The sequence below is a fragment of the Streptomyces sp. NPDC046925 genome (assembly GCF_040644915.1).
Lineage (GTDB): Bacteria > Actinomycetota > Actinomycetes > Streptomycetales > Streptomycetaceae > Streptomyces.
On the sequence record NZ_JBEYWZ010000009.1, the window covers coordinates 291,854 to 318,748 of the forward strand.

The 26,895-nt window shown below is 70.6% G+C and carries 24 protein-coding genes and 1 pseudogene; 13 read left to right on the forward strand and 12 right to left on the reverse strand.

Translation table 11 applies throughout. The features are described from left to right. Positions 1 to 167: 167 nt before the first annotated feature. Together ABZ906_RS31690 and ABZ906_RS31695 are read right to left on the reverse strand one after the other, a co-directional pair. Positions 168 to 410 (reverse strand): DUF6411 family protein, encoded by a 243-nt coding sequence (locus tag ABZ906_RS31690; RefSeq protein ID WP_361184389.1) that lies wholly within the window; start codon positions 408 to 410, stop codon positions 168 to 170. Between the two features lie 150 nt (positions 411 to 560). Continuing rightward, on the reverse strand, positions 561 to 1,211 hold the full coding sequence (locus ABZ906_RS31695; protein WP_361388624.1) for a hypothetical protein: 651 nt from the start codon (positions 1,209 to 1,211) through the stop codon (positions 561 to 563). A 300-nt stretch (positions 1,212 to 1,511) separates the two neighbouring features. On the opposite strand from ABZ906_RS31695, the gene ABZ906_RS31700 reads away from it, so the two are divergent. Together ABZ906_RS31700 and ABZ906_RS31705 are read left to right on the forward strand one after the other, a co-directional pair. Further along, a complete protein-coding gene (locus ABZ906_RS31700; protein ID WP_361388627.1) occupies positions 1,512 to 2,504 on the forward strand; it encodes a DJ-1/PfpI family protein in 993 nt (330 codons plus the stop codon). Positions 2,505 to 2,601: 97 nt separating this feature from the next. Next, positions 2,602 to 3,240, forward strand: coding sequence for a cysteine hydrolase family protein (locus tag ABZ906_RS31705; RefSeq protein ID WP_361388630.1), 639 nt, complete (start codon positions 2,602 to 2,604; stop codon positions 3,238 to 3,240). 344 nt (positions 3,241 to 3,584) lie between these two features. Here ABZ906_RS31705 and ABZ906_RS31710 read toward each other — a convergent pair. Further along, a pseudogene (locus ABZ906_RS31710) lies at positions 3,585 to 4,001 on the reverse strand (SMI1/KNR4 family protein); the annotation flags it as partial. A 107-nt stretch (positions 4,002 to 4,108) separates the two neighbouring features. Here ABZ906_RS31710 and ABZ906_RS31715 point away from each other — a divergent pair. Together ABZ906_RS31715 and ABZ906_RS31720 are read left to right on the forward strand one after the other, a co-directional pair. Next, positions 4,109 to 4,519: a VOC family protein gene (locus tag ABZ906_RS31715; protein ID WP_361184377.1), complete on the forward strand. Its 411-nt coding sequence runs from the start codon at positions 4,109 to 4,111 to the stop codon at positions 4,517 to 4,519. Between the two features lie 171 nt (positions 4,520 to 4,690). Beyond that, positions 4,691 to 7,084 carry an excinuclease ABC subunit UvrA gene (locus ABZ906_RS31720; RefSeq protein WP_361184374.1) on the forward strand — a complete coding sequence of 798 codons (2,394 nt, stop codon included), beginning with the start codon at positions 4,691 to 4,693 and terminating at the stop codon, positions 7,082 to 7,084. A 464-nt stretch (positions 7,085 to 7,548) separates the two neighbouring features. Here ABZ906_RS31720 and ABZ906_RS31725 read toward each other — a convergent pair whose 3' ends face one another. Then, entirely contained in the window at positions 7,549 to 7,839 is a 291-nt protein-coding gene (locus tag ABZ906_RS31725; protein ID WP_361388633.1) for a hypothetical protein, read from the reverse strand. A 335-nt stretch (positions 7,840 to 8,174) separates the two neighbouring features. On the opposite strand from ABZ906_RS31725, the gene ABZ906_RS31730 reads away from it, so the two are divergent. Further along, positions 8,175 to 9,653 carry an esterase gene (locus ABZ906_RS31730; RefSeq protein WP_361388636.1) on the forward strand — a complete coding sequence of 493 codons (1,479 nt, stop codon included), beginning with the start codon at positions 8,175 to 8,177 and terminating at the stop codon, positions 9,651 to 9,653. Between the two features lie 123 nt (positions 9,654 to 9,776). Further along, positions 9,777 to 10,586 (forward strand): SDR family oxidoreductase, encoded by an 810-nt coding sequence (locus tag ABZ906_RS31735; protein WP_361388639.1) that lies wholly within the window; start codon positions 9,777 to 9,779, stop codon positions 10,584 to 10,586. A 45-nt stretch (positions 10,587 to 10,631) separates the two neighbouring features. Here ABZ906_RS31735 and ABZ906_RS31740 read toward each other — a convergent pair whose 3' ends face one another. Continuing rightward, the gene (locus tag ABZ906_RS31740) at positions 10,632 to 11,765 is read right to left on the reverse strand and encodes a hypothetical protein (protein ID WP_361388642.1); all 1,134 of its coding nucleotides are present in this window, start codon (positions 11,763 to 11,765) and stop codon (positions 10,632 to 10,634) included. 162 nt (positions 11,766 to 11,927) lie between these two features. Between ABZ906_RS31740 and ABZ906_RS31745 the strand changes: the two genes are divergently transcribed. Continuing rightward, a complete protein-coding gene (locus tag ABZ906_RS31745) occupies positions 11,928 to 12,782 on the forward strand; it encodes an aldo/keto reductase (RefSeq protein WP_361388645.1) in 855 nt (284 codons plus the stop codon). 74 nt (positions 12,783 to 12,856) lie between these two features. Here the strand turns inward: ABZ906_RS31745 and ABZ906_RS31750 are convergent, their stop codons facing one another. Continuing rightward, positions 12,857 to 13,399 carry a GNAT family N-acetyltransferase gene (locus tag ABZ906_RS31750; protein WP_361388648.1) on the reverse strand — a complete coding sequence of 181 codons (543 nt, stop codon included), beginning with the start codon at positions 13,397 to 13,399 and terminating at the stop codon, positions 12,857 to 12,859. A gap of 127 nt (positions 13,400 to 13,526) precedes the next feature. Continuing rightward, complete coding sequence (locus ABZ906_RS31755; protein WP_361388651.1) at positions 13,527 to 14,846, reverse strand: aminotransferase class I/II-fold pyridoxal phosphate-dependent enzyme; 1,320 nt, start codon at positions 14,844 to 14,846, stop codon at positions 13,527 to 13,529. A gap of 144 nt (positions 14,847 to 14,990) precedes the next feature. Between ABZ906_RS31755 and ABZ906_RS31760 the strand changes: the two genes are divergently transcribed. Further along, positions 14,991 to 16,214, forward strand: a complete 1,224-nt coding sequence (locus ABZ906_RS31760; protein WP_361388654.1) for an MFS transporter — start codon at positions 14,991 to 14,993, stop codon at positions 16,212 to 16,214. A gap of 52 nt (positions 16,215 to 16,266) precedes the next feature. Here the strand turns inward: ABZ906_RS31760 and ABZ906_RS31765 are convergent, their stop codons facing one another. Beyond that, positions 16,267 to 17,334 (reverse strand): YncE family protein, encoded by a 1,068-nt coding sequence (locus ABZ906_RS31765; protein ID WP_361388657.1) that lies wholly within the window; start codon positions 17,332 to 17,334, stop codon positions 16,267 to 16,269. Positions 17,335 to 17,545: 211 nt separating this feature from the next. Between ABZ906_RS31765 and ABZ906_RS31770 the strand changes: the two genes are divergently transcribed. Then, positions 17,546 to 19,048, forward strand: a complete 1,503-nt coding sequence (locus ABZ906_RS31770; protein ID WP_361388660.1) for an alpha/beta hydrolase — start codon at positions 17,546 to 17,548, stop codon at positions 19,046 to 19,048. Positions 19,049 to 19,066: 18 nt separating this feature from the next. On the opposite strand, the gene ABZ906_RS31775 is transcribed toward ABZ906_RS31770, so the two are convergent. Next, positions 19,067 to 20,014 (reverse strand): aminoglycoside phosphotransferase family protein, encoded by a 948-nt coding sequence (locus tag ABZ906_RS31775; RefSeq protein ID WP_361388663.1) that lies wholly within the window; start codon positions 20,012 to 20,014, stop codon positions 19,067 to 19,069. Between the two features lie 73 nt (positions 20,015 to 20,087). Between ABZ906_RS31775 and ABZ906_RS31780 the strand changes: the two genes are divergently transcribed. Beyond that, positions 20,088 to 20,315, forward strand: coding sequence for a hypothetical protein (locus ABZ906_RS31780; protein WP_361388666.1), 228 nt, complete (start codon positions 20,088 to 20,090; stop codon positions 20,313 to 20,315). Positions 20,316 to 20,381: 66 nt separating this feature from the next. Here the strand turns inward: ABZ906_RS31780 and ABZ906_RS31785 are convergent, their stop codons facing one another. Genes ABZ906_RS31785 through ABZ906_RS31795 form a run of 3 tightly spaced genes read right to left on the reverse strand, consistent with a single transcriptional unit; the run spans position 20,382 to position 23,352 of the window. Continuing rightward, a complete protein-coding gene (locus tag ABZ906_RS31785; RefSeq protein ID WP_361388669.1) occupies positions 20,382 to 21,326 on the reverse strand; it encodes an aldo/keto reductase in 945 nt (314 codons plus the stop codon). A 53-nt stretch (positions 21,327 to 21,379) separates the two neighbouring features. Then, entirely contained in the window at positions 21,380 to 22,297 is a 918-nt protein-coding gene (locus ABZ906_RS31790; RefSeq protein WP_361388672.1) for an adenosine kinase, read from the reverse strand. Between the two features lie 20 nt (positions 22,298 to 22,317). Further along, positions 22,318 to 23,352 carry a LacI family DNA-binding transcriptional regulator gene (locus ABZ906_RS31795; protein WP_361184338.1) on the reverse strand — a complete coding sequence of 345 codons (1,035 nt, stop codon included), beginning with the start codon at positions 23,350 to 23,352 and terminating at the stop codon, positions 22,318 to 22,320. A gap of 335 nt (positions 23,353 to 23,687) precedes the next feature. On the opposite strand from ABZ906_RS31795, the gene ABZ906_RS31800 reads away from it, so the two are divergent. The 3 genes from ABZ906_RS31800 to ABZ906_RS31810 are packed head-to-tail and all read left to right on the forward strand — an operon-like array spanning position 23,688 to position 26,881. Continuing rightward, on the forward strand, positions 23,688 to 24,959 hold the full coding sequence (locus ABZ906_RS31800) for an extracellular solute-binding protein (RefSeq protein WP_361388675.1): 1,272 nt from the start codon (positions 23,688 to 23,690) through the stop codon (positions 24,957 to 24,959). Next, a complete protein-coding gene (locus ABZ906_RS31805) occupies positions 24,960 to 25,979 on the forward strand; it encodes a sugar ABC transporter permease (protein WP_361388678.1) in 1,020 nt (339 codons plus the stop codon). Between the two features lie 5 nt (positions 25,980 to 25,984). Further along, positions 25,985 to 26,881 carry a carbohydrate ABC transporter permease gene (locus tag ABZ906_RS31810; protein ID WP_361388798.1) on the forward strand — a complete coding sequence of 299 codons (897 nt, stop codon included), beginning with the start codon at positions 25,985 to 25,987 and terminating at the stop codon, positions 26,879 to 26,881. Positions 26,882 to 26,895: the final 14 nt, after the last annotated feature.

Consider the following 26,895-nt stretch of genomic DNA (forward strand, 5'->3'; position numbering starts at 1 on the left):
AAGTGGGGATCACTCCCCGTTTACGCGTCAAGGGGCGACCCTAACATGAAGCGGGGAGGGCTCCCCGCTTCGGAGTCCGGGAGCCTCGGCGGGCTCACAAGGGTTCGCTGGGGAACCGGAAACGGGAAAGGCCCGTACGGGAAAGGCCCGTACGGGAACGGCCCGTATCAGAAGGGCATGCGGGCGCGCGTGCGCCGACCGGCCGAGCCGCTGCGGCTCACGGCCTTCGAGCTGCTGCGGAAGGGCTTGCTGAAGATCCGGCCCAGAATGCCGGGGGCCTTGCTGCCGGCGCGCGAACCGGCGCCGAGGGTTCGCTGGGTGCCGCGCTCGGGGTGCCGCGAAAGACGGGGCACGAAAAAGGCGAGGACGGCCAGGACTATGCAGACAGCGACTATGCCGACAATGATCACGAGAGCTCCCTGTGTCGAGGCGTGACAGCCGGGTGCCCTGTCGGGCGAGGTGTATGCGCCGGGCCCCGGCCGCCGGACCGCCGGGGCCCTGTGCGGCCAGCCCCGGCGCCCCGGCCGGGACGGCGCCGGAAAGTCACCGGTGAGGATGCGTCACTTGGTGATGGCTCCGGTGAACTCCGGGAAGTCCAGGTCGAAGTTCTCGCTGCCGCGCTGCACCGTGACGACGATCTTCTTGCCGTACTTCGTCTCGAGCACGTTGTCGTTGGTCTTCGTCGCGGACACGCCGGGAGCCAGGCGCCCTTCGAGCGGTGAGGCCCCCTTCTCGAACGCGGTCTGCGCGGCCTCGCCGCCGTTCGTCGCGCCCTCGATGATGAGGGAGAGGTCATCGAGCGCGACGGCGGACTTGCCGGAGTTCGTCAGCTTCAGTTTCACGCGGAAGTCGGTGTTGCCGGGCTTGGCGGACTCCAGGAGCTCGGAGTCGTAGTCCGTGAACACCTTCGCCTCGGTGACGGACACCTTCAGGCCGTCCGGCCAGGTGTAGGACCCGCCGAACTTCAGGCCCGTGGCCTTCTTCTCGGCCCCGTCCGCGTCGCTTTCGGCGCCCTCGTCGGAGCAGTGCTTCATCCAGTCGGCCTGACTGATGTCGCTGTCGCCGCAGTCGACCTCTTTCGACGCCGAGCCCTTCGAGCCGCCCGACGACTTCGCGTCGGTCTTGTCGCCGCCGTTGTCGCCGCTGCCGCCGCAAGCGGTCAGAGCGGCCAGCAGCACGGCCGCCACAGCCGTAGTCGTGGCCGTAGTCACGCGAACGCGCATATGTCCCCCTAAGGTTGAGCTAGGCGGAACACGCTAAGCCACATGCGGTTGAATAATGGAATGTGTGATCAGGTTGTGATGGATCAGAGCCAAGAGGGCGCCCTCATCCCGCTGTTGCCTCGATGAGGCAGAACGGCTCCGCCCGCGGCAGCGGGGTCACCTTGGACGAATGTTCTCCGCGAGGTGGAGAGGAGTCGCTCGCCGGGCCACAGGACCCCGTGTGCGCGTGTCTGGATGTGACAGGGAATCGTCATTGCGGCCATCGGCGGCGGCGCCGAGGATGGGTGCATGCCCACTCCGCACCGTGTCGTCATCGCGGTCTTCCCCGATGTCGACCTCCTCGACGTCACAGGACCGGCCGAGGTCTTCGCGCTGGCCAACCGCGAGACCGCGGGCCGCGCCGGCTACCGGGTCCGCCTCGCCGGACCGGTCGCCGGTGAGGTCCGTACCTCGGCGGGGGTGCGGATCATGGCCGATCTGGGCTTCGACGAGGTCGGCGGCCAGGTGGACACCCTGCTGGTGCCCGGCGCGGTCGACATGACCGAGGAGGGCCCCGTCGCCCGCATCGACACCGACGTCGTGGAGTGGGTGAGGTCCACGGCTCCGCAGGCCCGCCGTGTGGCGTCGGTGTGCGTGGGCGCGCACGTCCTTGCCGCGGCCGGACTCCTCGACGGGAAGACGGCGACCACCCACTGGTCGACCGCCGCCCAGCTCGCGGCCGAGCACCCGACCGTCACGGTCGACCCGGACCCCATCTTCGTACGCACCGACCGGGGCCGGTTGTGGACCGGGGCCGGGATCAGCGCCTGCCTGGATCTCGCCCTGGCGCTCGTGGCCGAGGACCAGGGCGAGGACGTGGCCCTTTCGGTGGCCCGGCATCTGGTGATGTACCTCAAGCGCCAGGGCGGCCAGAGCCAGTTCTCGGTGCCGCTCAGCCGCCCCGCCTCCGCCCGCCGCGACATCGACGAACTGCGGCTGTGGATCGCCGAGCATCTCGACGACGACCTGTCGGCGGCGGCACTGGCGGCACGGATGTGCCTGAGCGAGCGGCATTTCGCCCGGGTGTTCAAGCAGGAGACCGGCACCAGCCCGGCCGATTACGTCGAAGCCGCCCGCGTCGAGGCGGCCCGCCGCCTCCTCGAGACCACCGACAGCCCGCTCGACCAGGTCGCGCGTGCCGCCGGGCTCGGCTCGGTCGAAACACTCCACCGGGCCTTCAACCGGCAGCTCGCCACCACCCCCGCGGCCTACCGCCGCCGCTTCCGCATCCAGACTCCCTGACCCTTCACCTCCTTCCACACCTCCCGGCATGCGGGCGAGCCCCGCGGCTTCGCCATGCCGCATGCCGTCATCCATCAGGAATCACGAAAGGCACACCATGAGCACGCACACCCACACCTCGGACCAGCCCTCCACGACCCTGCGAGACGTGATCGGCCTGGACAGCCGGCCGCCCCGGCTGAGCGAATCCGCCTTGATCATGATCGACTTCCAGAACACCTACCGCAGCGGCGTCATGGCCCTGGACGGCGCCGAGCCGGCGCTCGAGGCGGGCGCCCGCCTCCTGGAGCGCGCCCGTACGGCGGGCATCCCGGTCGTCCACATCCTCAACGACGGCGGCGAGAACACTCCGTACGACATCCGCGCCCACATCGGGGCCATCAGCGACGAGGTCGCCCCGGTGGACGGCGAGGCGGTCGTGGTCAAGCAGTTCCCCAACGCCTTCCACGCCACCGACCTGGAGAAGACGCTGGGTGACCTGGGCTTTGCCTCCGGGAGCGGAAAGGATCTGATCGTCGCGGGCTTTATGACACACATGTGCGTCAACTACACGACGCAGGGTGCCTTCAATTTGGGCTACCGGCCGACGGTCGTCGCCGAAGCCACCGCCACCCGTGCCCTCACTGCTCCCGACGGCACCGTCCTGCCCGCGGCCGCGCTCCAGTCCGCCGCTCTGACCAGCATCATCGACCTGTTCGGCATCGTCGTCCCCACCGTCGACGCGCTACCTGCCTGAGCCCGGCTCCCGGGGCGCGGGATGCCACGGGCGGCGCTCATGGTGACGTAGGACACGTCATGGCGAGGGTTTGTTCTGGGTAAGCGCGGCATGATCGCCTGGGTCAGTGCCCGGGAAGCAACACCGGAACAACGGAGGTATCCATGTCCTCGAAGCGACGTCGCAAGAAGAAGGCCCGCCGCAAGAACGGCGCGAACCACGGCAGCCGCCCCCAGTCCTGAGGACGGGCGTGGCAATCGGGGGCGGCACCATGCGGTGCCGCCCCCGAGGCGTTCCACGGGGGCTTCCGTGCCGGAGAGCGGGACGATCAGTTCGCAGGTCGCCCGTCCGTCCCACCACACCGTGTCGGCCAGCGGGCCGGTGAGCACCAGCAGGGTGTAGAAGCCGCAGCCCTGGTCCTGGACGACGACAGCGCCGGCCGTCTTCCAGTCCTCGAACCGACCCGCCTCGTCGTCCCAGACCTGCCACGCGGCACGGTAGGCGGCCTCATCGGCGAACGCCTCCCGCCGCGGTTCGCGGTCCGCCAGCGCGTCGTCGGCCTCGACGTACGAATCGGGATGCGGAAACGGCACGGTCAGCAGCGCGCGCCGCTCCTCGTCGTTCCCTTCCCACCACCACCCGCGTTCGGTCCGCCGCAGCCGGGCCAGCGCCCCGCCTGCGCTCACCGTGCGCAGATAGGTCCGGTACCCCTTGGGGAAGGACACGCCGAGTTCCCGCTCGGCCTCGGCTATGTCGGCCTCACAGAGAGGCGGCTCCGTCATGCGCCGAGCCTAAGCCGAGCGTCCGCTCATCGTGCCGCCGGTGCCGAGGCGGGACCGGTCAGGAATCGAGAAGCGCAAGCCCCGGGGCCGGTTCTAGCGTGATGGCCATGGACGTCACCCTTTACGCGAGCTTCCTGCCGCACAGCGACCCCGACGCCTCCCTGGCCTTCTACCGCGACACCCTCGGCTTCGAGGTCCGCGCCGACGTCGGATACGACGGGATGCGCTGGATCACGGTCGGCCCCGCCGACCGGCCCGGCTTCTCCCTCGTCCTGCAGCCGCCCGCCGTGGACCCCGGCATCACCGACGCCGAGCGCCGCACCATCACCGAGATGATGGCCAAGGGCACCTACGCCGGGATCCTGCTGGCCACCGCCGACCTCGACGGCACCTTCGAACGCCTCCGGGCCAAGGACGCCGAGATCGTCCAGCAGCCGACCGAGCAGCCGTACGGCGTGCGCGACTGCGCCGTCCGCGACCCCGCGGGCAACCTGCTCCGCATCCAGGAACTGCGCTGAGCCGCCGGCCGCGGCCACTCCAGCGGCCCGCGGCCACGGATATCGGCGAAGCGTTGCCGTATGCGCGCCGAACGAAGTAAAACCTGACGTACCGCTCGATGCTGATCACATCGGGCCAGGCGACAACGACGGAGACCGCGCAGACGGCTCCGCCCGACAGATGGAGAGACCATGAGTACGGCCAAGAGGAAGACCACGCAGTCGCCTGTGCTCCACGCCGCCGACAGCCACGACTTGATCCGCGTGCACGGCGCGCGCGTGAACAACCTCAAGGACGTCAGCATCGAGATTCCCAAGCGCCGTCTGACGGTGTTCACCGGTGTCTCCGGGTCGGGCAAGAGCTCGCTGGTGTTCAGCACGATCGCCGCGGAGTCCCAGCGGATGATCAACGAAACGTACAGCGCCTTCGTGCAGGGCTTCATGCCGACGCTGGCGCGCCCCGAGGTCGACGTACTCGACGGTCTGACGACCGCGATCATCGTCGACCAGCAGCGGATGGGAGCCGACCCGCGCTCCACGGTCGGCACCGCCACCGACGCCAACGCGATGCTGCGCATCCTCTTCAGCCGGCTCGGCAAGCCGCACATCGGCCCGCCCAGCGCGTACTCCTTCAACACCGCGTCGGTCAGGGCGAGCGGCGCGATCACCGTCGAGCGCGGCAACAAGACCAAGGCACAGAAGGCGACCTTCAACCGCACCGGCGGCATGTGTAATCGCTGCGAGGGCCGCGGCTCGGTCTCCGACATCGACCTCACCCAGCTCTACGACGACTCCAAGTCGCTCGCCGAGGGCGCGTTCACCATCCCTGGCTGGAAGTCCGACAGCCAGTGGACCGTGCAGGTCTACGCCCAGTCCGGTTTCGTCGACCCCGACAAGCCGATCCGCCGCTACACCAAGAAGGAACTGCAGAGCTTCCTCTACGGAGAGCCGGTCAAGGTCAAGGTCAACGGCGTCAACCTCACCTATGAGGGGCTGATCCCCAAGATCCAGAAGTCGTTCCTGTCCAAGGACAAGGAGGCGATGCAGCCGCACATCCGGGCCTTCGTGGAGCGTGCGGTCACCTTCACCACCTGCCCCGAGTGCGAGGGCACCCGCCTCAGCGAAGGCGCCAGGACCTCGAAGATCAAGCGGATCAGCATCGCCGACGCCTGCGCGATGGAGATCCGCGACCTCGCCGAGTGGGTCCGCGGCATCGAGGAGCCGTCGGTGGCGCCGCTCCTGACCGCGCTTCAGCAGACCCTCGACTCGTTCGTGGAGATCGGCCTCGGCTACCTCTCGCTCGACCGCCCCGCGGGCACGCTGTCGGGCGGCGAGGCGCAGCGCGTCAAGATGATCCGCCACCTCGGCTCCTCCCTCACCGATGTCACGTACGTCTTCGACGAGCCCACCATCGGGCTGCACCCCCACGACATCGAGCGCATGAACAACCTCCTGCTGCGGCTGCGCGACAAGGGCAACACCGTCCTGGTCGTCGAGCACAAGCCCGAGGCCATCGCGATCGCCGATCACGTCGTCGACCTGGGCCCCGGCGCCGGTACGGCGGGCGGCGCCGTCTGCTTCGAGGGCACCGTCGAAGGACTGCGGGGCAGCGACACCGTCACGGGGCGCCACCTCGACGACCGGGCCGCGCTCAAGGAGAAGGTGCGCGAGTCCACCGGCACGCTGGAGATCCGCGGGGCCACCCGCCACAACCTGCGGGGTGTCGACGTCGACGTCCCGCTGGGAGTGCTCTGCGTCGTCACCGGCGTCGCGGGCTCCGGCAAGAGCTCGCTGATCCACGGCTCCGTCCCCGCGTCCGAGGGCGTCATCGCGGTCGACCAGGCGCCGATCAAGGGCTCGCGGCGCAGCAACCCGGCGACGTACACCGGACTGCTCGACCCGATCCGCAAGGCGTTCGCCAAGGCCAACGACGTGAAGCCGGCGCTGTTCAGCGCGAATTCCGAGGGTGCATGCCCCGAGTGCAACGGCGCCGGTGTCATCTACAGCGACCTGGGGATGATGGCCGGGGTCGAGAGCACCTGCGAGGACTGCGAGGGGAAGCGGTTCCAGCCCTCGGTCCTCGAATACACCTTCGGGGGCCGCGACATCAGCGAGGTCCTCGCGATGTCGGTGGCCGAGGCCGCGGAGTTCTTCGGCGTGGGCGAGGCGCACACGCCGGCCGCGCACAAGATCCTCGACCGGCTCTCCGACGTCGGGCTCGGCTACATCAGCCTCGGCCAGCCCCTGACCACGCTGTCCGGCGGCGAGCGCCAACGGCTCAAGCTGGCCACCCACATGGGAGACAAGGGCGGTGTCTACGTCCTGGACGAGCCGACCACCGGCCTGCACCTGGCCGACGTCGAGCAGCTGCTCGGCCTGCTCGACCGGCTCGTGGACTCCGGCAAGTCGGTCATCGTCATCGAGCACCACCAGGCGGTCATGGCGCACGCGGACTGGATCATCGACCTCGGTCCCGGCGCGGGTCACGACGGCGGAAAGATCGTCTTCGAGGGCACTCCCGCAGACCTCGTGGCGGACCGCTCCACTCTCACCGGCGAGCATCTTTCGGCGTACGTCGGCGCCTGAGCGAGGCATCTCCGGGCGGGGGTGATACCAGGACTGCCGCCCGGATTCTCTCGTTTGGGTACGAATTCGCAGATTGCCCGCAGGCGATCCACCGAGTCAGTAGCCTGCATTTGCTGGGCCATAAAGCCCGTGGCATGCGCATGCCACGGGCTTCATGCCGTAAAGCGGCGTTGCCGAGATCAGAGAGGATCGTTGTACTGGGCATGAGCGATGCGGGGAGCGGGGTTCCTTCACCGCGGCCGCCCCGTGCCGAGACACGGGCCGGTGGCGGGGGCGCTCCTTCGCAATCCCCCATTTACGACGCGCTGGTGCGCGAGTGGCTCGAGCAGGACCGGGAGGTGCCGCGCCCGCCCGCCCCGCGCTCACGCTCGCGCTGGGAACGTGTCGACCCGCAGGACCTGTTCCACCGGGGCTGACCGGATGCCGTCGCCGTGCGGAGAAGCGCGGCGCGCGTCCGCGTCGCGTCACGTGAGCGGCATCGCGGGGTGGGCATGGGTGCTGAGCCAGCGGCAGATCGCGAGGGCGACCGTGTCGTCGAGCGTGCTCAGCGCGTCGATGGCCCGGGCGTCGTCGGGGTGGGGCGGAATACCGGCCGTGGTGAGCGTGGCGTACAGGCTCAGACGGTGGCGGTCGCGGGGCGTGAGGAGAGCCGGGGGCGCCATGTCGAGGCGCTGTGTCGGGTCGGGCGGCGGAAGCATGACGTCCGCCTCCGCGTCCCAGTCGACGGCCGGCGAGATGGTGGCAGGTGCGGTCATGGCGGCTTCCTCACGACGTGCGGGCAATGCCTGTGTCGGTCAGGAGGCGGGCGGGCCCTCCGCCGGTTGCACCGGGACCGCCGAGCCACCCGAATGCGCTAATCGCCGGGCGCCGGGGGCCATATCAACTGCCCGCGCAGAGCACCTGAGTTGCCGGGCCGGCGTGCGGGAGAGCCCGCCAGTCACCGACAGGCAGAGGATCGAAAACCAGAGAAACGAAGGGCGCGTACAACCCTTGTGACCCATCCGGTGTCGAACAGGGCGCCGGACAAGGAACGGGCCCTTTCCGGACACCCTCGCGCTTGCCCGGCCACTTTCCTTTACAGGAGCCGCTCGTGCGCAAGAACCGTTCGGCCGCCCTCGCCGCGGCCTCATTCCTCCTTCTGACCGGGGCGGGCATCGCCGCCGCCCCGTCCGCTGTCGCCGGCACCCCCGGGGGTACGCACGCCGATGACCGCAACAGTGACTTCAACGGCGACGGATACGAGGACGTGCTGGTCGGAGCCCCGGGGGCGACGGTCAGCGGTCAGAAGGGCGCCGGTCTCGTCACGGCGCAGTACGGCTCGTCCAGAGGCATGAACACCACCTCCGTCGCCCGGTTCAGCCAGTCGACGGCCGGTGTCGCGGGCGCCGCCGAGGCGGGCGACGGCTTCGGCAAGGCCGTCGCCACCGGCGACCTGGACGCCGACGGATTCGACGACGCGATCGTCGGCATCCCCGGCGAGGACATCGGCGACACCGCCGACGCCGGTGGTGTCGCGATCCTGTGGGGCTCCAAGCAGGGCCTCAGCGGCGCCAACAGCGACTGGCTGGAGACCCAGGAGCCCACCAAGGGCGAGCAGTTCGGCCTGAATCTCGCCGCCGCGCACCTCACCGGCGAGACGCCGGGCGACATCCTCGCCGTACTCGACCGGGACGACCTGGAACTCTTCGCCTACGACGCCGCACCGCAGGCCGACGGGCAGGCGCCGCTGCGCCGACAGGCCACCGAGCGGCTTTCCGCGGCGGCCGAGGAGCGCGACATCACACCGAAGTCGCTCACCACCGGCGACTACGACGACAACGGCTACGCCGACCTCGTCGTGTCCGGCGTGACCGTGGGCGACGAGCCGGGGCACGGCTGGTCCGCGTACTTCTCGGGCAACGCCGACGGACTCAAGTACGAGCACGACCTGCGCGGCGGGCCCGTGGCCGCGTCCGGCGACATCGACCACGACGGCTACGACGACCTGGTGACCGGCGAGCCCAACTCCCCGGACGACGGCGGCGAAACACTGACCGGCGGCCTGGTGGGCGTCCGCTACGGCGGCGCGGACGGCCTCAAGGACGAAGCCAAGTGGTGGACGCAGGACAGCGTGGACGTGCCCGGTGTCGCCGAGCGCGGTGACGGCTGGGGCGCCGATCTGTCCGTGGCGGACACGAACGGCGACGGCTACGCGGACGTCGCGATCGGCGCACCGGGCGAGGACATCGGCACGGTCGCCGACGCCGGAGCGGTCTGGGTGCTGCGCGGCTCGCACGCCGGTCTGACCGGGGTCGGCGCCAAGTCCTGGGACCAGGACTCCGCGGACATCCCCGGCGTCCCCGAGAAGGGCGACAAGTGGGGCGGCCAGGTGCGCCTGACGGACCCCAACCGCGACGGCCGCTTCGGTCTCCTGGCCGCGGCGCCCGGCGAGAACGCCGGTGACGGCGTCGTGTGGGTCCTCTCGGCGGGAGCGAGCGGCATCACCGCTTCGGGGTCCTGGACGTACGGCGCGGAGTCGCTGGGCGCGCCGGGCAAGGGCGCGGCGTTCGGCGCGGCGATCGACGAGTAGAACCCGGCGCAGGCCCCCGAGGGGCCTTTCGCCGGACCTCCGGATGCGGTCGTGAGCGGTTCGCGGGTGGCTACGTATGATCGCGGCCATGTGCTCACGACCGCGTTCGGAGGCTGAACAGGCATGACAGAGAGCCGAGTTGTCGTCGTCACGGGCGGCGGAACGGGCATCGGCGCCGCCACGGCCCGCCAGTTGCGCGCGGCCGGGCACCGCGTCGTCGTGTCGGGGCGGCGACCCGAGCCGCTGCGCCGCGTCGCCGAGGAGACCGGGGCCCTTGCCCATCCCGCCGACACGGGAGACCCCGCAGAGGTCGCCGGGCTCGTCGAGGCGGCCACCGAGGCCTACGGCCGCATCGACGGGCTCGTGCTCAACGCCGGGATCGGGCGCAGCGGAGCAGTCGGCGACCTCTCGGACGAGGACTGGGACGCGGTGCTGCGCACCAACCTCACGGGCCCCTTCCTGCTGCTGCGGGCCGCGCTTCCCCATCTCCTCGAGGCGCGCGGCTCGGTGGTCGCGGTCGCCTCGGTCGCCGCACTGCGCAACGGCGTGGCGAACGCCGCGTACGCCACGTCCAAGGCGGCGCTCCTCCAGCTGTGCCGCTCCCTCGCCGTCGACTACGGCAAGGCGGGGCTTCGCGCCAACACCGTGTGCCCCAGCTGGGTGCGGACCGAGATGGCCGACCGGCGGATGACCCGGTTCGCCGAGGAGGCCGGCCTCGGGGACGGCGGCGCCGACGCGGCGTACGAGGAAGCGACGCGGCTCGTCCCCGCGGGCCGGCCGGGCGAGCCCGGGGAGGTCGCGGAGGCGATCGCCTGGCTGCTCTCGCCCGCCGCGTCCTTCGTCAACGGCGCGACGCTGACCGTCGACGGCGGGGTCACGGCGGTGGACCCCGGAACGTCCGCGTTCAGCTTCGGGATCACACCGCGCGCGTAAGTGTCGTAGGTGTCAGGCCGCAGGTGTCAGGGCACGGCCGATGGGTCAGCCGAAGCGTTCCACACGGAGCTGCGCGGGCGGGTAGGGCGAGAACGACGTCGTGCCCACCGACCAGTAGCCGCCGTCCGTGCCGGGGATCGGGGCGATGGCCTCGGGCAGATACGTCGACGGTGTCTCCGGACCGCGTTCACTGACCCAGGCCGCGCCGTCCCAGCGCAGATAGTGGGCGCGTTTCTGGTCCCAGAAGTCCCAGCCGGCGATCCGGTCGGGCCGGCCCGTGGCGTCGGCCGTGATGCCGTTCAACGACCCTACGGTGAAGGGGGGTTGGACGTGGGCCCACTCGGCGCCGTCCCAGTGCTGCAGCGTGACACCGGGGGGTTTGCCGGGCGGCCCGCCGACGCCGTACGCGAATCCGGTGAGCCAGATGTCGTCGTGCGCGACCGGGAGCAGTCCGGTCACCGAAGCGCGGATGCCGAGGGTGCGGGGGATCACCGTCCAGGCGCCGTCCCAGCGGGCGATGATGTCGCCGTAGACCCACACCTCGCCGCCGGGGGTCACCCGTACGCCGGACGGTGTCGGCGCGGCCTCGTCGGGCAGCGGCCGGCACCAGCGCCACGCCTTGTCGTTGCCGTGCATCAGCCCGGCGCGGTCACCGCGGCGCCCCGACACCCAGAACCGGCCGCCGGGGGCGGACGCGACACCGGTCAGCCGTGTGCCCGGCTCGCCCCGGCCGGGGAAGTCGGCCTCACTCCAGGTCGTGCCGTTCCACCGGAGCAGCTGGTCGTGGCCTGCGGTGTTCGTGCCGATGGCCCAGGCCGCGCCGCCCGGACCGGCGGCGACCGCACGCAGGCCGCCGCTGTACGCCAGATGGGAGACGTCGGTCAGGGACCAGGCGGAGCCGTTCCAGCTGAGCGCGAGGGGAGTGCCGACGGTGCTTCCGCTGCGCCCTTGTTCCCCCACGGCCCAGGCGCGTTCGGGGCCCGCGGCGGCGACCGCGACCAGGTGAGCAGCTGCCAGGCCGTCCGGTGCCGCGACTTGCTGCCAACCCGCGGCGGCGGCTGACCCGGGCCGGGCGGTGGTGGTGGCTGAGGTTGCGGTGGCGGCGCTGGCTAACGGTACGGGCAGGGCCAACCCGGCCCCGGTGACGGCCAGTCCGCGGACAAAGGCGCGTCTTCGCATGAAGGGATCCCTTCTCGAGGTGTTCCGTGCGGTCTTTTCGGGGTCAACACCCTGAACCGGGCAGGCGGAGTCGTCAATGCACGGAGGTGCGCAATTCGATTCCGTGTCAGGCCCCGGCTTCGCCGGTAACGTGACGCGTCGACCGAGGGGTGGACGCAACACATGACATCGAGCACACCAAACACGTCGGGCACCTTCCGTATCGGCGGTGAATTCGAGGTGCGCCGCATCGGGTTCGGGGCGATGCGCCTTCCGACCGAGGCCGGAGCGCCCAGGGAGGCCTCCGTCGCGGTGGCCCGGCGAGCCGTCGAACTGGGCATCACACTGATCGACACGGCGTTCATGTACGGCTGGGGCGCCAACGAGGAACTCCTCGTGGAGGCGTTGTATCCGTACCCGGACGACCTGCTCATCGCGACGAAGGTGGCGATCGAGCAGCCGGCCCCCGGCGAAGAGGCGTCGGTCAACGGACGCCCGGAGTTTCTGCGCGAGCAGGTCGAGCAGGCGCTGAGGCGGCTGCGCGTCGAGCGGATCGGGCTGCTGCAGATGCACCGGCTCGACCCGAAGGTGCCGCTCGCCGACCAGCTCGGCACGTTGCGGGAGTTCCAGCTCGACGGGAAGATCGGACACATCGGCCTGTCCGAGGTCACCGTCGACGAACTCGCGCAGGCGCGGCAGATCGTCGACGTGGCGAGCGTGCAGAACCGCTACAGCCTGCTCGACCGCGAGCACGAGGCCGTGCTCGACGCCTGCGACGCCGCGGGGATCGCCTTCCTGCCCTGGCGTCCGGTCCACCCCGCGGCTTCCACGGCGACCGCCGAGATCGCGGCCGTGGCGGCCGAGCTCGACGCCACCGCAGCGCAGATCGCCCTTGCCTGGCTGCTGGACCGCTCCCCGGTCGTGCTGCCGATCCCGGGCACCGCCTCGCTCGACCACCTGGCGGAGAACGTCGCCGCGGCGGGCCTGCGGCTGAGCGACGAGCAGCGCGGGCGTCTGGACCGGATCGCGGAGGCCTGACCCAGCACGGGATCCCGGCGGGCCGCTGAGGCCTGACCCGTCACGGAGTTCCGGCCGGCCGCTGAGGCCTGACCTCAGTCCGCCTCCGGGCGGTCGATCCGGAGGAGGTAGTGGGCGCGGTCGTCGAGGGGATTGTCGGGTTCGAGCGACACCTCGGCGACCCGCCGCAGCCCCGCCTTCTCCAGGGCGCGCCAGGAGGCCGGATTGCCCACGTGCACGGGGACCAGGATCGCGGTGGCCTCGGGATAGTCGGCCCACGTGGCCCGGACGATCGCCCGGATCATGCGGGTACCGAGCCCCCGGCCCACCCGGAGGGGATCCCCGATCAGGTAGTCGATGGTCACCGCGCCCCGCGGGATCTCCGCCTGGTCGGCCAACTCGTCCCCGTACTCGGGGTAGTCGGCGAAGCGGGAGCGCTGGACGAGGCCGAACGGTTCGCCGTCAAGCAGCATGAGCAGGTCCTCCGACGGCTCCTCGCCGCGGGCCGCCCGGCCGAAGTCGCGGGCCACCGCCTCGGGTGATGTCTCGTGGTTCCACCAGCGGGCGACGTGCGGCTGCTCCAGCCACCGCCGGAGCAGGGGGAAGTCCGCTTCGGTGAGCCGACGCCAGCTGATCATCATGAACCTCGCTGCAAATCGGGGGAGTTCACTTCGGTGCGGGACGGGGGGAGGGAGACAGCTGCCTCCATTGTCCCGCCCTACGAGGCCCCGAGCGCGGACTCAACACCCGTACCTGGCATCGGACTCAACCCCCATACGTAGCCTCGGACTCACCGAGCACCGCGGCGAAGTCCGCCGCGAACCCCGCCGCGTCCGGCACCTCGAGCGTGGCCGTGGTGACCCGCACCGCCGTGGGCGCGGCGATACGGAAGCGGGACCCCGCAGCCACCCACCACCCGCGCGAGCGCAGCCCGTTGACCACCGCGGACTCGTCCCGCACCGGCACCCACACGTTCATCCCGCTCGCGCCGTGTGCCGCGATCCCGAGCCGCACGAGCTCCCCGGTCAACGCCTCGCGCCGCTCGGTGTAGACCCGCTCGGCCCGTCCCACCAGGGCTCGCGCCGCGGGATCGGTCATCGTGCGCTCCAGCGTCTCCTGCAGTACGTGACTGACCCACCCCGAAGTGAGCAGCATCCGCCCCTCGTGCCGGGCCAGCGTGGTGGCGTCGCACGCCAGAGCCGCCCATCGCAGGTCGATGCCCAGATGCTTGGACACGGTCCGCACCTGGGCCCAGCGTTCGAGTCCGCCGGCCGCCAGTGAGTACGAGGGCGTCCCCGCGATGTCCGCGTTGTGGTCGTCCTCGATGACAAGCACCTCCGGGAAGCCGCCGAGGACGTCGAGCAACGCATCGCGCCGGGCCTTCGAGAAGCTGCCGCCCACCGGGTTCTGCGCCCGCGGGCTGCACACCACGGCCCTGGCCCCGGCCCGCAGCGCGCCGCGCAGCGCCTCCGGCCTGATGCCCTCCTCGTCCACCGTCACCGGCACCATGCGCAGACCCAACGCCGGTACCAGATCGAGGAGATGATGGAATCCCGGGTCCTCGACGGCCACCGTGTCGCCGGGCTTCAGCTCCGTGGACAGCAGCCGTGCCATGCAGTCGAGGGCGCCGTGCGAGAAGGTCACCCGGTCGTCCGGCACCCCGTCCCGCGCGAACCACTGCCGCGCCAGCTCCTGAAGTGCCGCGCGGCGCGGTGAGCCGCGGTGCGAACCGCCGACGGGGTCAACGCGCTCGGGCGGCAGCAGCACCGGAAGGAGCGCCGGGTCCGGGTGTCCGCCCGCCAGGTCGCGCACTCCCGGCGGCACCTTCGCGGGGCGGCGTGCCCCGACCGCAGGGGCGCTGGCCACCACCGTCCCGCCGCGGCCGCGCGTCACGACGATCCCGCGCTGCCGGAGTTCTTTGTAGGCCGTCGCGACCGTGCCCGCGCTGACGCCGAGCTCATCGGCGAGGCGGCGCACCGGAGGCAGCGCGTCGCCCGGTCCCAAGTCGCCCTCGGCCACGCCCTGTTCGACCGAGGCGGTAATGCCCTTGGCGGTCGTCCCACTGATCGCATATTGTGCTGCCACGTAATCAAGTATGTATCAGTACAAATTCGAGAGTCAAGCGGGATACCGGGAAGACGCATCACGGAGCAAGGGGGAGTGGTGAGCCTCAGTCGCAGGCGGGCCGCACTGTACGCACGGATACCAGGGGGCCTCGACGGCCGGCGCATGCTCTGGATCGCCCTGATCAACAAGGTGGGCACGGGACTCTGGATGGGGGCGGCCGCCCTCTACTTCACCCTGGTCACCGGGCTCTCCGTCGCCGAGGTCGGCATCCTCATGGGGGTCTCGGGAGCCGTCGGCATCGCGGGTGCGCCGCTCGCGGGCCACCTCGCCGACCGCTTCCCCGTCACGCGCGTCATCATCGGCTCCCAACTCCAGCAGGCCATCGCCCTGTTGGCCCTGCTGACGACGGACAACTTCTCCCTGCTCCTGCTGTACTCGGCCGTCAACAGCCTCGCCGACCGCGGTGCCAACGTCCTCACCAAGCTGTACGCCGCCCGCATCGCGGGCCCGGACCGCACCAGGTACCAGGCCGTGCAGCGCTCCGTCTCCAACGCGGGCTGGGCCATCGGCGGCCTCGCCGGTGCGCTCGCGCTCGCCGTCGGCACCGCCCACGCCTACCAGGCCCTGCTCATCGGCAACGTGGTCAGCTTCCTCGTCGCCTCGCTCCTCACCCTGCGCTGCGCGGAACCACCGTCCCCCTCGCGGGTGATCGCCGATTCGAAGACTCCCGCCCTCCCGACGCAGCCCTCCAATCCGTGGCGCGACCGGCCCTACCTGCTGTTCACCGCCACCGAGGCGGCGCTCTTCCTGGACGACGCGGTGCTCCAGGTCGGCCTCCCCCTGTGGATCGTCCACGCCACCGATGCCCCGCACGGCCTCGCGCCGCTCCTTATGGTCCTCAACTGCGTGCTCGTCGTCTGCTGCCAGGTCCCGCTGTCCCGCTTCGGAGCCACGCCGGACGGCGCCCGCAGGCTCCTCGTACCGCTCGCCGCGTGCTTCGTCGTCGGCTGCGCCGCCATGACCGTCTCGGTGGCCGGCGGCACGTGGCTCGCCGTCGGTGCCCTCGTGGTGGCGGCGATCGGATTCACCTTCGCGGAGATCCTGCACGCCATCGCCTCCTGGGAGCTCTCCATCGCGCTCGCCCCCGACGACGCCCAGGGCGCCTACCTCGGCGTGCACGGCCTGTCCTCGTCCGCCCAGCGCAGCGGAGGGCCGCTCCTGGTCACCGCCGTCATCACTGCGGGCGCCTTCGCCTGGCCGCTGCTCGGCGCGGGCGTGATCGCGACGGTCGCGGCGCAGAGCCATCTCGTACGGGGGCGGCTGCGGCCCGCGACAAAGTACCGCCCGCCACGGATGCGCGGCGGGCGGTACGCGGGGAGGCGTTAAGGCGTCGGTGCGTCAGCGCGTCAGTTCTTCAGGGCGTCAGTTCTTCAGTGCGTCAGCGGCCGATGCGGATGCGGTGCGCCTGGTCCTGGCCCTCGGGTCCGGTGCCGGACTTGTCGACCACGAACGCCGTGCCGCCCGTCACCTGGACGTGGTTGGGGTTGGCGCCGGTGGCCAGGGTCTCGACGACGGCGCCCTTGGCGGGGTCGACGACCGTGACGGTGCCGGGGGTGCGGTTGGCGACCAGGACGCTGCCCGAACGCCGGTCTGCGGCGACGGACAGGGCGCCCGCGCCGGTCGGCACGGACTTGGTGACCGCACCCTTTTTGAGGTCGACGACCGAGAGGCCGCCTGCCGCCTGGTCGGCGGTGTAGGCGGTGCGGCCGTCCTTGGAGAGCGCGACGGAGATGGGGCCGTCACCGGTGGGAATCAGGCGGGGGCTCTCGCTTTTGCGGGTGATCTCGATGATCCGGTCGCCGTTCAGGTCGGCGGCGTAGACGGCGCCGGTCCGGGCGTTCACGGCGAGGCCGGCCGGGCTCGATCCCTCGACCGTGACGCGCTTCTTCTCCTTGAGGGTGCGGGTGTCGAAGCCGACGACGGTGCCGTCGCCGAAGCTGCTCGCCCACGCCGTGTTGTGCTTGGCGTCCACGACGATCTCGCGGGCATGGTTCACGCCGGGCAGCGAGGTGAGGTGCTTGCCGGTGCGCTGGTCGTAGACGGCGACGGAGTTGTCGCGGGTGTTCGTCGTCCAGACGGTGTTGTGCTCGTCGTCGACGGCGACTCCGTAGACGGCCTCGACGGCGCCGGTCTCGGCGTTGGTGACCGGAGGCGTATAGCTGGCCTTCACCTTGAGCGTGCGCGGGTCGACCTTCACGAGGCTGGACGTGGTGACCGGGGGCCGGCCCACCGCGGAGGTGGCCCACAGCACGTTGTTCCGCTCGGAGTACGCGGACTGGTAGAGCCCCTTCACGAGCGGCGCGGACTCGACGGTCGAACCGGAGCCTTTGCCGGTGCTCTGGCCGGGCTGCGCGGACGCGGTACCGGTCAGGGCCAGCGCACTGCCCGCGGCGAGGGCCACGGCGACTGCGGCGGTACGGCGGATGCGGCAGGTGAGTGAGGTCATGCTGCGTCAATCTCCTTGACTGAGGCGCCTCCAGGAGAGGCGATCACTCGCTAACTTAGCTTAGGCTTACCTAACTCACACACCTTTAATTGTGTGGCGCCCGCCACATCCGACTCTATGACCCCTAGGGGGAAGAGGGGGGCAAACCCCCTCTGCCAAAGGCCAGTTGGCCGGATGTGGCCGCCGGAGGAGATCGGCGAAGCTCTTCCCCATGACGAAGATCAAGCGAAACGCAGCCCTGCTCGCCGCCTCCGCCGCCGTCCTCACCCTCACCGCCCCGGTGGCCGCCACGGCCTCGGCTTCCGCCGCCCCCGGGGCTGCGTCCACCGCCCGACCGCTCGACTGGAAACCGTGCGAGGGCAGCGGAGTCGACCCCCGCCAGGAGTGCGCGACCGTCGAGGTCCCGATGGACTACGCCCATCCCCGCGGCAAGCAGATCGGCATCGCCGTCTCACGCATTCCCGGTGAGAACCCCGCGGCACGCCGCGGCGCACTGCTCCTGATTCCCGGCGGGCCCGGCGGCTCCGGCATCAACAACCCCTCGGGCAAGGGCCAGAAGCTGCCGCAGGCCGTCCGTGACACCTATGATCTGATCGGGTTCGACCCCCGCGGCCTCGGCCGCTCGTCGCCGGTCAGCTGCGGCTTGGAACACGGCGACCTCGCCACGTCCGCACTGCGCCCCTGGCCCGCCGCCGACGGCTCCATCACCGGGAACATGACCACCGCGCGGCGGACGTCGGACGCCTGCGCACGCAACGGCGGCGACCTGCTCCGCCACATCACCACCGCCAACCAGGCCCGCGACCTCGACCGCATCCGGGCGGCGCTCGGCGAGCGGAAGGTCTCCGCGTGGGGTGTCTCCTACGGAACGTACGTCGGAGCCGTCTACAGCCAACTCTTCCCGCACCGCACCGACCGCATCGTCCTGGACAGCAACGACGACCCCGACCCCTCGCGGGTCTCGCGCGCCTGGATCGCCGGGCACGAGCAGGGTGTCGAGGACACCTTCCCGGAGTTCGCCGAGTGGGCCTCGGCGCCCGGCAATCCGGATCGCCTGGCCGAGACGGCCGCCGAGGTGCGCCCGCTGTTCCTGAAGCTGGCCGCTGAGCTCGACCGCGAGCCGGTCCCGTGGCCCGGCGCCAACCCGGAGGAGCTCAACGGCAACGTCCTGCGCCAGACCCTCCTGAACACGCTCTACGACCCCGACGGCTTCCCCGGCCTGGCGAAGCTGATCCTGGCCGCGCAGAAGGGCACGGTCCCGCCCGCGCCGCAGGCACCGCCGGAGCCGGCGCTGCAGAACGCCGTCGCGGTGGGCTCCGCGGTTCTCTGCAACGACATCGAGTGGCCCGGGTCGGCGGACGCGTACGAGAAGGCGGTCGCCGAGAGCCGCGCCAAGTACCCGCTGACCGCGGGCATGCCGAGGAACGCGATGCTGTGCGCGGCCTGGCCGTTCCGGCCGAAGGAGGCCCCCGTGCGGATCACCGACGACGGCCCGTCCAACGTCCTCCTCGTCCAGAACGAGCGCGACCCGGCCACCCCGCTCGCCGGAGCCCGGGGGCTCCGCGCGGCCCTGGGCGGGCGAGCCGTCATGGTGACGGTGAACTCGACCGGCCACGACGCCTACCTCGCCAACGGCAACGCGTGCGGCGACCGGACCGTCTCCCACTACCTGGCGACAGGGGAGCGGCCGGACCAGGACATGTACTGCGACTAGAGCGGGTCCTCCACCCCCTCAGGCCAGCAACTCCGCGGTGTCCAGGAACGGCCGGCCCAGTTCCTCCGCGCCGAAGTCGAGCACATACAGCCCGGTGGACACCCGCTCCAGGAAGCCCCACTCCCAGATCGCCCGCTGATCCAGCCCGGTCAGCTCCGCGAGCAGCGCGCAGTACGAGTGGATGAGCCGACGGCCCGCCGCCGCGTCCAGGCCCCGCAACTCCGTGCACCAGTCGCGCAGTACGACACCCGCGTCATACGCGGGATCGGCGAGGAAGCCGTCGGGATCCACGAAGACGAAGCCCGCCCCTGCCCCGGCCCGCGGTGCGGTGACCCGCAGCGCGTTGCCGGGGTGGGGGTCGCCGTGCACCACGACGCAACGGCCGGGATCGAACGCGGCGGCGCGGCGCTCGGCGTACGCCAGCGCCCGGCTCACGACCCGCTCCGAGCAGGGCCGGCCGAGGCTCTGCCACAGCCGCCCGACCATCTCGCCCAGGGCGCGGGCCTTCTCCCGGGCCGGATCGACGGCCATCCCCGGAGCGCGGGGCACGCGCCAGGCACTGCGCAGCATGGCGCACAGCGTCTCGATCTGCTGCCGCGGTGTGAGGCCGAGCCGGTCGAGGGACGGCCCGAGGGCCTCCTGGAGCATGGCGTGGCGCTGGAGGTCGTGGGCGAGCAGTCGCGCGTATCCGCGCCCTTCCGCGAGGCGCAGGGTCTGCACCTGGCCCGCGAAGTCCGGTGCGGGCAGGGAGAGTTTGAGCACCGCGTCCCTGCCGTCACCGGTCCGCGCCCGGGCCACGTACGAGGAGGACCCGCCGGGCAACGGCCGCCCGACAACAATGGACCACCGCCGCTCCAGATCCCCGACGAGACCGGGCAGCCCCGCGAGCCACCGCTCCCCGGCGGCACCCAGACTCAGGGCCTTCTGGCGTACGAGGGGCTGCACTTCGACGGCCGCTTTGGTCACGGCGTCGATTATGGCTCCGGGAACGGGCGGGATCGGCCCCCGGCGTGATCAACATCCCTCTAGGCTGCCTGACATGGGCGGGATAGATGTGGCCAACGGAGTCGTCGGCGCCGTACTGGGGATGCTGTTCGCGGTGCTGTTCCAGCAGCCGTTACAGAACGGCCTGTACCGGCTGCGCACACGCTCCGCACGCGGCATGCGCGAGGAACTGGCCGTCGAACCGCACGAGTACTCGCTCGAACTCCTCGCCTTCGTCTTGGACATCGACAAGCGTGGAGCGCCCATTACTACGCCCGGCTGAAGGACCTACAGCCGTACGCCGGTGGAGAGGGTGGCGGCGCAGATCGTCCGGCGGCTGTAGGGACGCCTAGGGCAGTGGCGCCCCGCGCGCCGTGATCCACAGGTCGTACCACTCCTCGTGGGTCAGTTCGGGTTCGCGGTGCACGGCGTCCCGGCAGGCGAGGATGCGTTCGGGGCGGCTGGTGCCGATGACCGGGGCGATGCGGGCCGGGTGGCGTTGCAGCCACCACAGCAGGATCGTCTCCGGTGTCGTCTGCTTGCGGGCGGCGAGGTCGGTGACGAGCCGTGCGGCCGGGGAGTCGCCGCCGTCGGTGAAGCGGCCCTGGGCGAGGGAACCCCAGGCCTGCACCTGGATGCCGTGGGCCGTGCAGTACTCCAGTGTTCCGTGCGGGAAGCCGCTGTCGGCCGCGGCCGGAGTGTTCACCAGGACGCCGGACTCGACCCAGTCGCGGCGCTCCAGGCTCATCTCCAGCTGGTTGGCGACCAGCGGTACGTCGAGGTGCGCCCGGAGGTGTGCGATCTGCGCGCCGCTCATGTTCGACACGCCGAACCGCCGCACCAGGCCCTGCCCGTGCAGCGAGGCCAGGGCCTTGGCGATCTCCTCGGGCCCGGTCAGCGGATCGGGCCGGTGCAGGAGCAGTACGTCGATCACGTCGGTCCGCAGCCGCGTGAGGCTCTCCTCGACGCGCCGGACGATGCTCGGCCCCCGCAGGTCGTACAGACCGGGCCGCTCGCCTTCGGCGAGGCGGATGCCGCACTTGGTCTGAAGGATGATGCGCTCGCGCAGCCCGGGTGTTCTGGCGAGGACTTCGCCGAAGACCGCCTCCGCCTTGCCGTGGCGGTAGATGTCGGCGTGGTCGAACACCGTGATGCCCGCGTCGAGGGCCGCTTCCACGGCCGCCTCGGCGGCGGCGATGTCCTCGGCGGTGTGGGGAGAGGTGTCCCAGGCGCCGCCGAGTCCCATGCACCCGTACAGCACACGGCTGGGCTGTACGTCGGTGTGCGATGCCATGTCTCCTCCTTCGTGTCGGGCCCTGCTGATGTGTCGGGCCGTGCCGAACCCGGTCATCCTCGTTGTGTGTCGGCGGCCATGGCGAGGAGTTGGTCCCTGCTGATGACGTCGGTGCGGGTGGACGGGACGGTGCAGGCGTACGTACCGGCGATCGCGCCGTAGCGGGTGCACGTACGAGGGGACTCGCCGGCCAGCCAGCCGAAGAGGTAGCCCGACGCGAAGGCGTCCCCGGCGCCGTTGGAGTCCACCACCGGTGCGGGGGGCGTGACGGTCGGCACGTGGGTCAGCTCGCCCCCGGCGAGGAGGTGGGCCCCTTCGGCTCCGGCCGTCGCGACGACCGCCCCGGCCCGGCCCCGCGCGGCGATCTGCCGCATGGTCTTCTCCGGGTCCTTCAGGGCGGTGGCGGAGAGGAAGACGAGGTCGGCCTCGTACGCGAAGGCCTCGTGGTAGGTCTCCACGCCGTCCCAGTCGTGCAGGTCGGTCGAGATGGTCACGCCCTTCGCGCGGAGCACGGGCAGGGCGTAGGCGCACGGGTAGGTCAGGGACACATGGGCGTGCCGGCTGACCGCGGCGAGGGATTCGATCAACGCCGGGGGCAGCCGGTCGGCTTCCAGGGAGCGGCTGTTGTCGTACAGCGACAGGCGCCGCCCGTCGGGGCCGACGAGGTTCACCGCGCGCTTGGTGCCGCCGCGCTGGGGCACTTCGGTGAACGGGATGCCCCGCTCGCGGTGCAGCGCGCGGACCAGGTCGCCCTCGTGGTCGTCGCCGATCAGGTCGACGTGATGGGTGCGAAGCCCCAGGGCCTGCACCCCCATCGCCACGAAGTCGCCGGTCTGACCGGCCCGCATGTCGATCGCGGGCACCATGTAGCTGTCGGCGTAGGGGAGCGGAAGCTCGGGGACGTACACGATCGAGTCCACACCGGCGCCGCCGAGCACCAGGACGTCGATCTCGGTCTCGGCAGTGGGCACGGATACTCCTCGGGTCCCGGCTAGGCCGAGCGCTGCTCCGGGCGGCCGGAGGCGGTCGAGTCGCGGACCACCAGTTCCGGCATGAAGAGGAACTCGCTGTGCGGGGCGGGGGTTCCGCCGATCTCCTCCAGGAGGGTGCGGACCGAGGCCTGGCCCATCGCCTGGACCGGCTGGCGGATGGTGGTCAGCGGGGGATCGGTGAAGGCGATGAGCGGCGAGTCGTCGTAGCCGACCACCGAGATGTCGCGCGGGACCTGCAAGTCCCTCTCGCGGGCGGCCCGGACGGCGCCGAGCGCCATCATGTCGCTGGCGCACACGATCGCCGTGCAGCCCCGGCCGATCAGTGTGCCCGCCGCGGCCTGGCCGCCCTCCAGGGTGTAGAGGGAGTGCTCGATGAGCTCCTCGGAGTCCGCGGGCGACATCCCCAGGCGTTCGCGCATGCCGATCTGGAAGCCCTCGATCTTGCGCAGCACGGGCACGAAGCGCTTGGGGCCTACCGCTAGCCCGATGCGGGTGTGGCCGAGCGAGGCCAGATGCGTGACGGCGAGGCGCGCCGCGGCCCGGTCGTCGGTGGAGACGAAGGGGGCCTGCACCTTGGGGGAGAAGCCGTTGACCAGGACGAAGGGCACGCCCTTGCCGCGCAGCACTTCGTAGCGCTCCATGTCGGCGGTGGTGTCGGCGTGCAGCCCCGAGACGAAGATGATCCCGGAGACGCCGCGGTCCACCAGCATCTCGGTCAGCTCGTCCTCGGTGGAGCCGCCGGGCGTCTGGGTGGCCAGGACCGGTGTGTAGCCCTGGCGGGTCAGGGCCTGGGCGATGACCTGGGCGAGCGCGGGGAAGATCGGGTTGTCCAGCTCGGGCGTGATCAGGCCGATCAGGCCCGCGCTGCTGCGCTGCCGCAGCCGCGTGGGACGTTCGAAGCCGAGCATGTCCAGGGCGGCGAGGACGGATTCGCGGGTGGCCGCGGCGACGCCGGGCTTGCCGTTGAGCACACGGCTGACGGTGGCTTCGCTCACCCCCGCCTGCGCTGCGATGTCGACGAGCCGTGCGGTCATGCAGGGACTGTACCGGTGATCTGCCGGATTGCACACCGGTTGCGAAAGCTTGCAGAAAGCTCCGGCCTTGCAAGCTCCTTGCGGGGGATCGGTGTGGTGACAGGGGAGTGAGCCCGCCACCTGAGGCGCCTGTCAAGCGCGGCAAGAGCAACCGTAAGGACACACGGCGGTAACGATCAGCAGCCCTTGCAGAAATTTCTCGCAAGGTCTTTCGGGCGCTTTTCAATCCTGTTACGTTCCCTGGCAACCCGGTGCCGCGTCGGTGCGGCTCGCAGGAGGCAGCTCTGTCGGGGGTTTCGCCTCCCCTTGTTCCGGGATCAGTTGAAGGAGTGCACATGCGGCGTGGCATAGCGGCCACCGCAATGGTCGGGGCCCTGGTTTTGACAGCGGCAGCGTGCGGTGGCGACGACGGTGACAGCGGCAAGAACAGCTCGGGCAAGCTGTCCGGCACCGTCACCTTCTGGGACACCTCGAACGACGCGGAGAAGGGGACCTACGAGAAGCTCGCCAAGGGCTTCGAGAAGCTCCACCCGGACGTCAAGGTCAACTACGTGAGCGTCGCGTTCGGCGAGGCCAACGCCAAGTTCAAGAACGCCGCGGGCGGCAACTCCGGCGCCCCCGACGTCATGCGCACCGAGGTCGCCTGGGTCGCGGACTTCGCCAACCTGGGCTACCTCGCCCCGCTGGAGGGCACCCCCGCCCTCGACAAGGCGGACGACTACCTCCCGCAGGCCGCGGCCAGTACCAAGTTCAAGGGCAAGACCTACGCCGCCCCGCAGACCATCGACACCCTGGCGCTCTTCTACAACAAGAAGATGCTCGAGCAGGCCGGTGTCGAGGTGCCCACGTCCTTCGACGAGGTCAAGAGCGCCGCGAAGAAGATCAAGTCGAAGTCCGGCAAGACCGGCCTCTACCTGCGCGGCGACGACCCGTACTACTACCTCCCGTACCTGTACGGCGAGGGCGGCGACCTCCTCGACACCAAGAGCAAGAAGGTCACCGTCGACGACCCCGAGGGCGCGGCGGCCTTCAAGGTCATGAAGGACCTGGTCGACTCCAAGGCGGCCACCACCGACGCGAGCGACGGCTACAACAACCAACTGAACGCCTTCAAGGACGGCGACGTCGCGATGGCCCTCGACGGACCCTGGTCCATCGAAGGCGCCCTCCAGGGCAAGCAGTTCAAGGGCGACAAGGACAACCTCGGCATCGCCCCGGTCCCCGGCGGCAGCGACCGGCAGGCATCGCCGCAGGGCGGCTGGAACCTCGCGGCCTACGCGGGCTCCAAGAACCTCGACGCGAGCTACGAGTTCATCAAGTACATGAGCTCGGCCAAGGTGCAGCAGCAGACCACCGAGAAGCTGAGCCTGCTGCCCACCCGCACCTCCGTCTACGACGTGAAGTCCGTCAAGGACAACCAGATGGTGCAGTTCTTCAAGCCGGCCGTGGACAAGTCCGTCGAGCGGCCCTGGATCCCCGAGGCCAACGCCCTGTTCGAGCCCATCCGGCTGCAGATGGAGAAGGTGCTCAGCGGCAAGACCTCGCCCGACAGCGGGGCGAAGGGTGTCGGCGACGCCTACCGCAAGCTCCTGAAGGACTACAAGTAAATGGCTGTTGACAGCAGCCAGTCACTGGCCAAGGCCGCGGACGCCCCGGGCGCCCGCGGCCGCGGCCGGCGGACCGGCGACTCCGGCAAGACCCCCGGACGGCTGCGCAGGTCGCTGTCCACCCACTGGTACGCCTGGAGCATGGTCGCCCCCGTGGTGGTCGTGATCGGCGTGATCATCGGCTATCCGCTGGTGCGGGGCCTGTACCTGTCGACGACGGATGCCAACGAGGCGAACGTCGAGCGCACCATCGGCATGAACCACATCCCGGCGACCTACAAGTCCGTCGGCCTGGACAACTACACCGCCGTCCTCTCCGACGGCGTCTTCTGGGACCGGCTGACCTGGACGATCGTCTGGACCGTCTCCTGTGTCGCCATCTCCTTCGCCCTCGGCCTCGCCCTGGCGAACATGCTCAACCGCAAGCTGGCGGGACGCTCCCTCTACCGGATGGCACTGATCCTGCCCTGGGCCGTGCCGGCCTTCGTCTCCGTCTTCACCTGGCGCCTGCTCTTCAACGAGAAGAACGGCATCCTCAACAAGATCCTCGCCGGCGGCGGCATCGACGCGATCCCGTGGCTCAACGACCCCACCTGGGCCAAGCTCTCGGTGATCACGGTCAACGTCTGGCTCGGCGTCCCCTTCATGCTGGTCGCCATGCTCGGCGGACTCCAGTCCATCCCCGGCGAGCTCTACGAAGCCGCGGAGATGGACGGCGCGAACGCCTGGCAGCGCTTCCGGCACATCACCCTGCCCGGCCTGCGCACCGTCAGCAGCACCGTGATCCTGATCAGCAGCATCTGGACCTTCAACATGTTCCCGGTGATCTTCCTGCTCACCCGGGGCGGTCCCGGAGACGCCACCGAGATCCTGGTGACGTACGCCTACCGGCTCTCGTTCGTCGTCAGCCCGCGCGACTTCGCGGGATCCGCGGCCTGGGGCGTCATCATCCTGGCCCTCCTTTCGCTCTTCGCGGTCGTCTACCGCCGCGCGCTCCGCAAGCAGGGAGAAGTGTGGTGACCACCATGACCAACGAGAACACCCCGACGGCGACGGGGAAGACCGTGTCCCCGGCCCGGCCCAAGAAGGTCAGGGAGCGCGGCGAACGCGGGCCGCTCGCCTCCGTCGCGCTGCACGTGGGCCTCCTCGTCGCCTCCGCCACCGCGGTGCTCCCGCCGCTGTGGCTCCTGATCACCTCGTTCAAGCCGACGAGCGAGGCGTTCTCCACCGACCTGGTCAAGGACTTCACGTTCCGCAACTACGACCACGTCGTCAACGACACCGAGTTCCTGAGCTGGCTCGGCAACTCCCTGCTCGTCGTGGGACTGACCACCGTCATCGGCGTCTTCATCTCCGCGACCACCGGCTATGCCGTCAGCCGCTTCAAGTTCCCCGGCATGCGGCCGCTGATGTGGCTCCTGCTGATCACGCAGATGTTCCCCGTCGCGGTGCTCATCGTGCCGCTCTACAACCTCCTGGCGAGCCTGGGCCTGCTCAACCAGCCCATCGGCCTGGTCGTCACCTATCTGACGATCGCCGTGCCGTTCTGCGCCTGGATGATGAAGGGGTACTTCGACACCATCCCGGTGGAGATCGACGAAGCGGGGCGCGTGGACGGGCTCAACCCGTTCGGCACCTTCTGGCGGCTCATCGTGCCGCTCGCCAAGCCCGGTCTCGCCGTCACCGGCTTCTACAGCTTCATCACCGGCTGGGCCGAAGTCGCCTACGCCTCCGCTTTCATGACCGGCGAGGAGAACCTCACCCTGGCGGGCGGCCTGCAGACCTTCGTCAATCAGTACACCAGCGACTGGGGCTCGCTGACGGCCGCCGCCGTCATCGTCGCGGTGCCCGCCGCGGTGATCTTCGGCTTCGTCCAGCGCCACCTCGTCGGCGGCCTCACGGCCGGCGCGACGAAGTCCTGACACGGCGCACATCC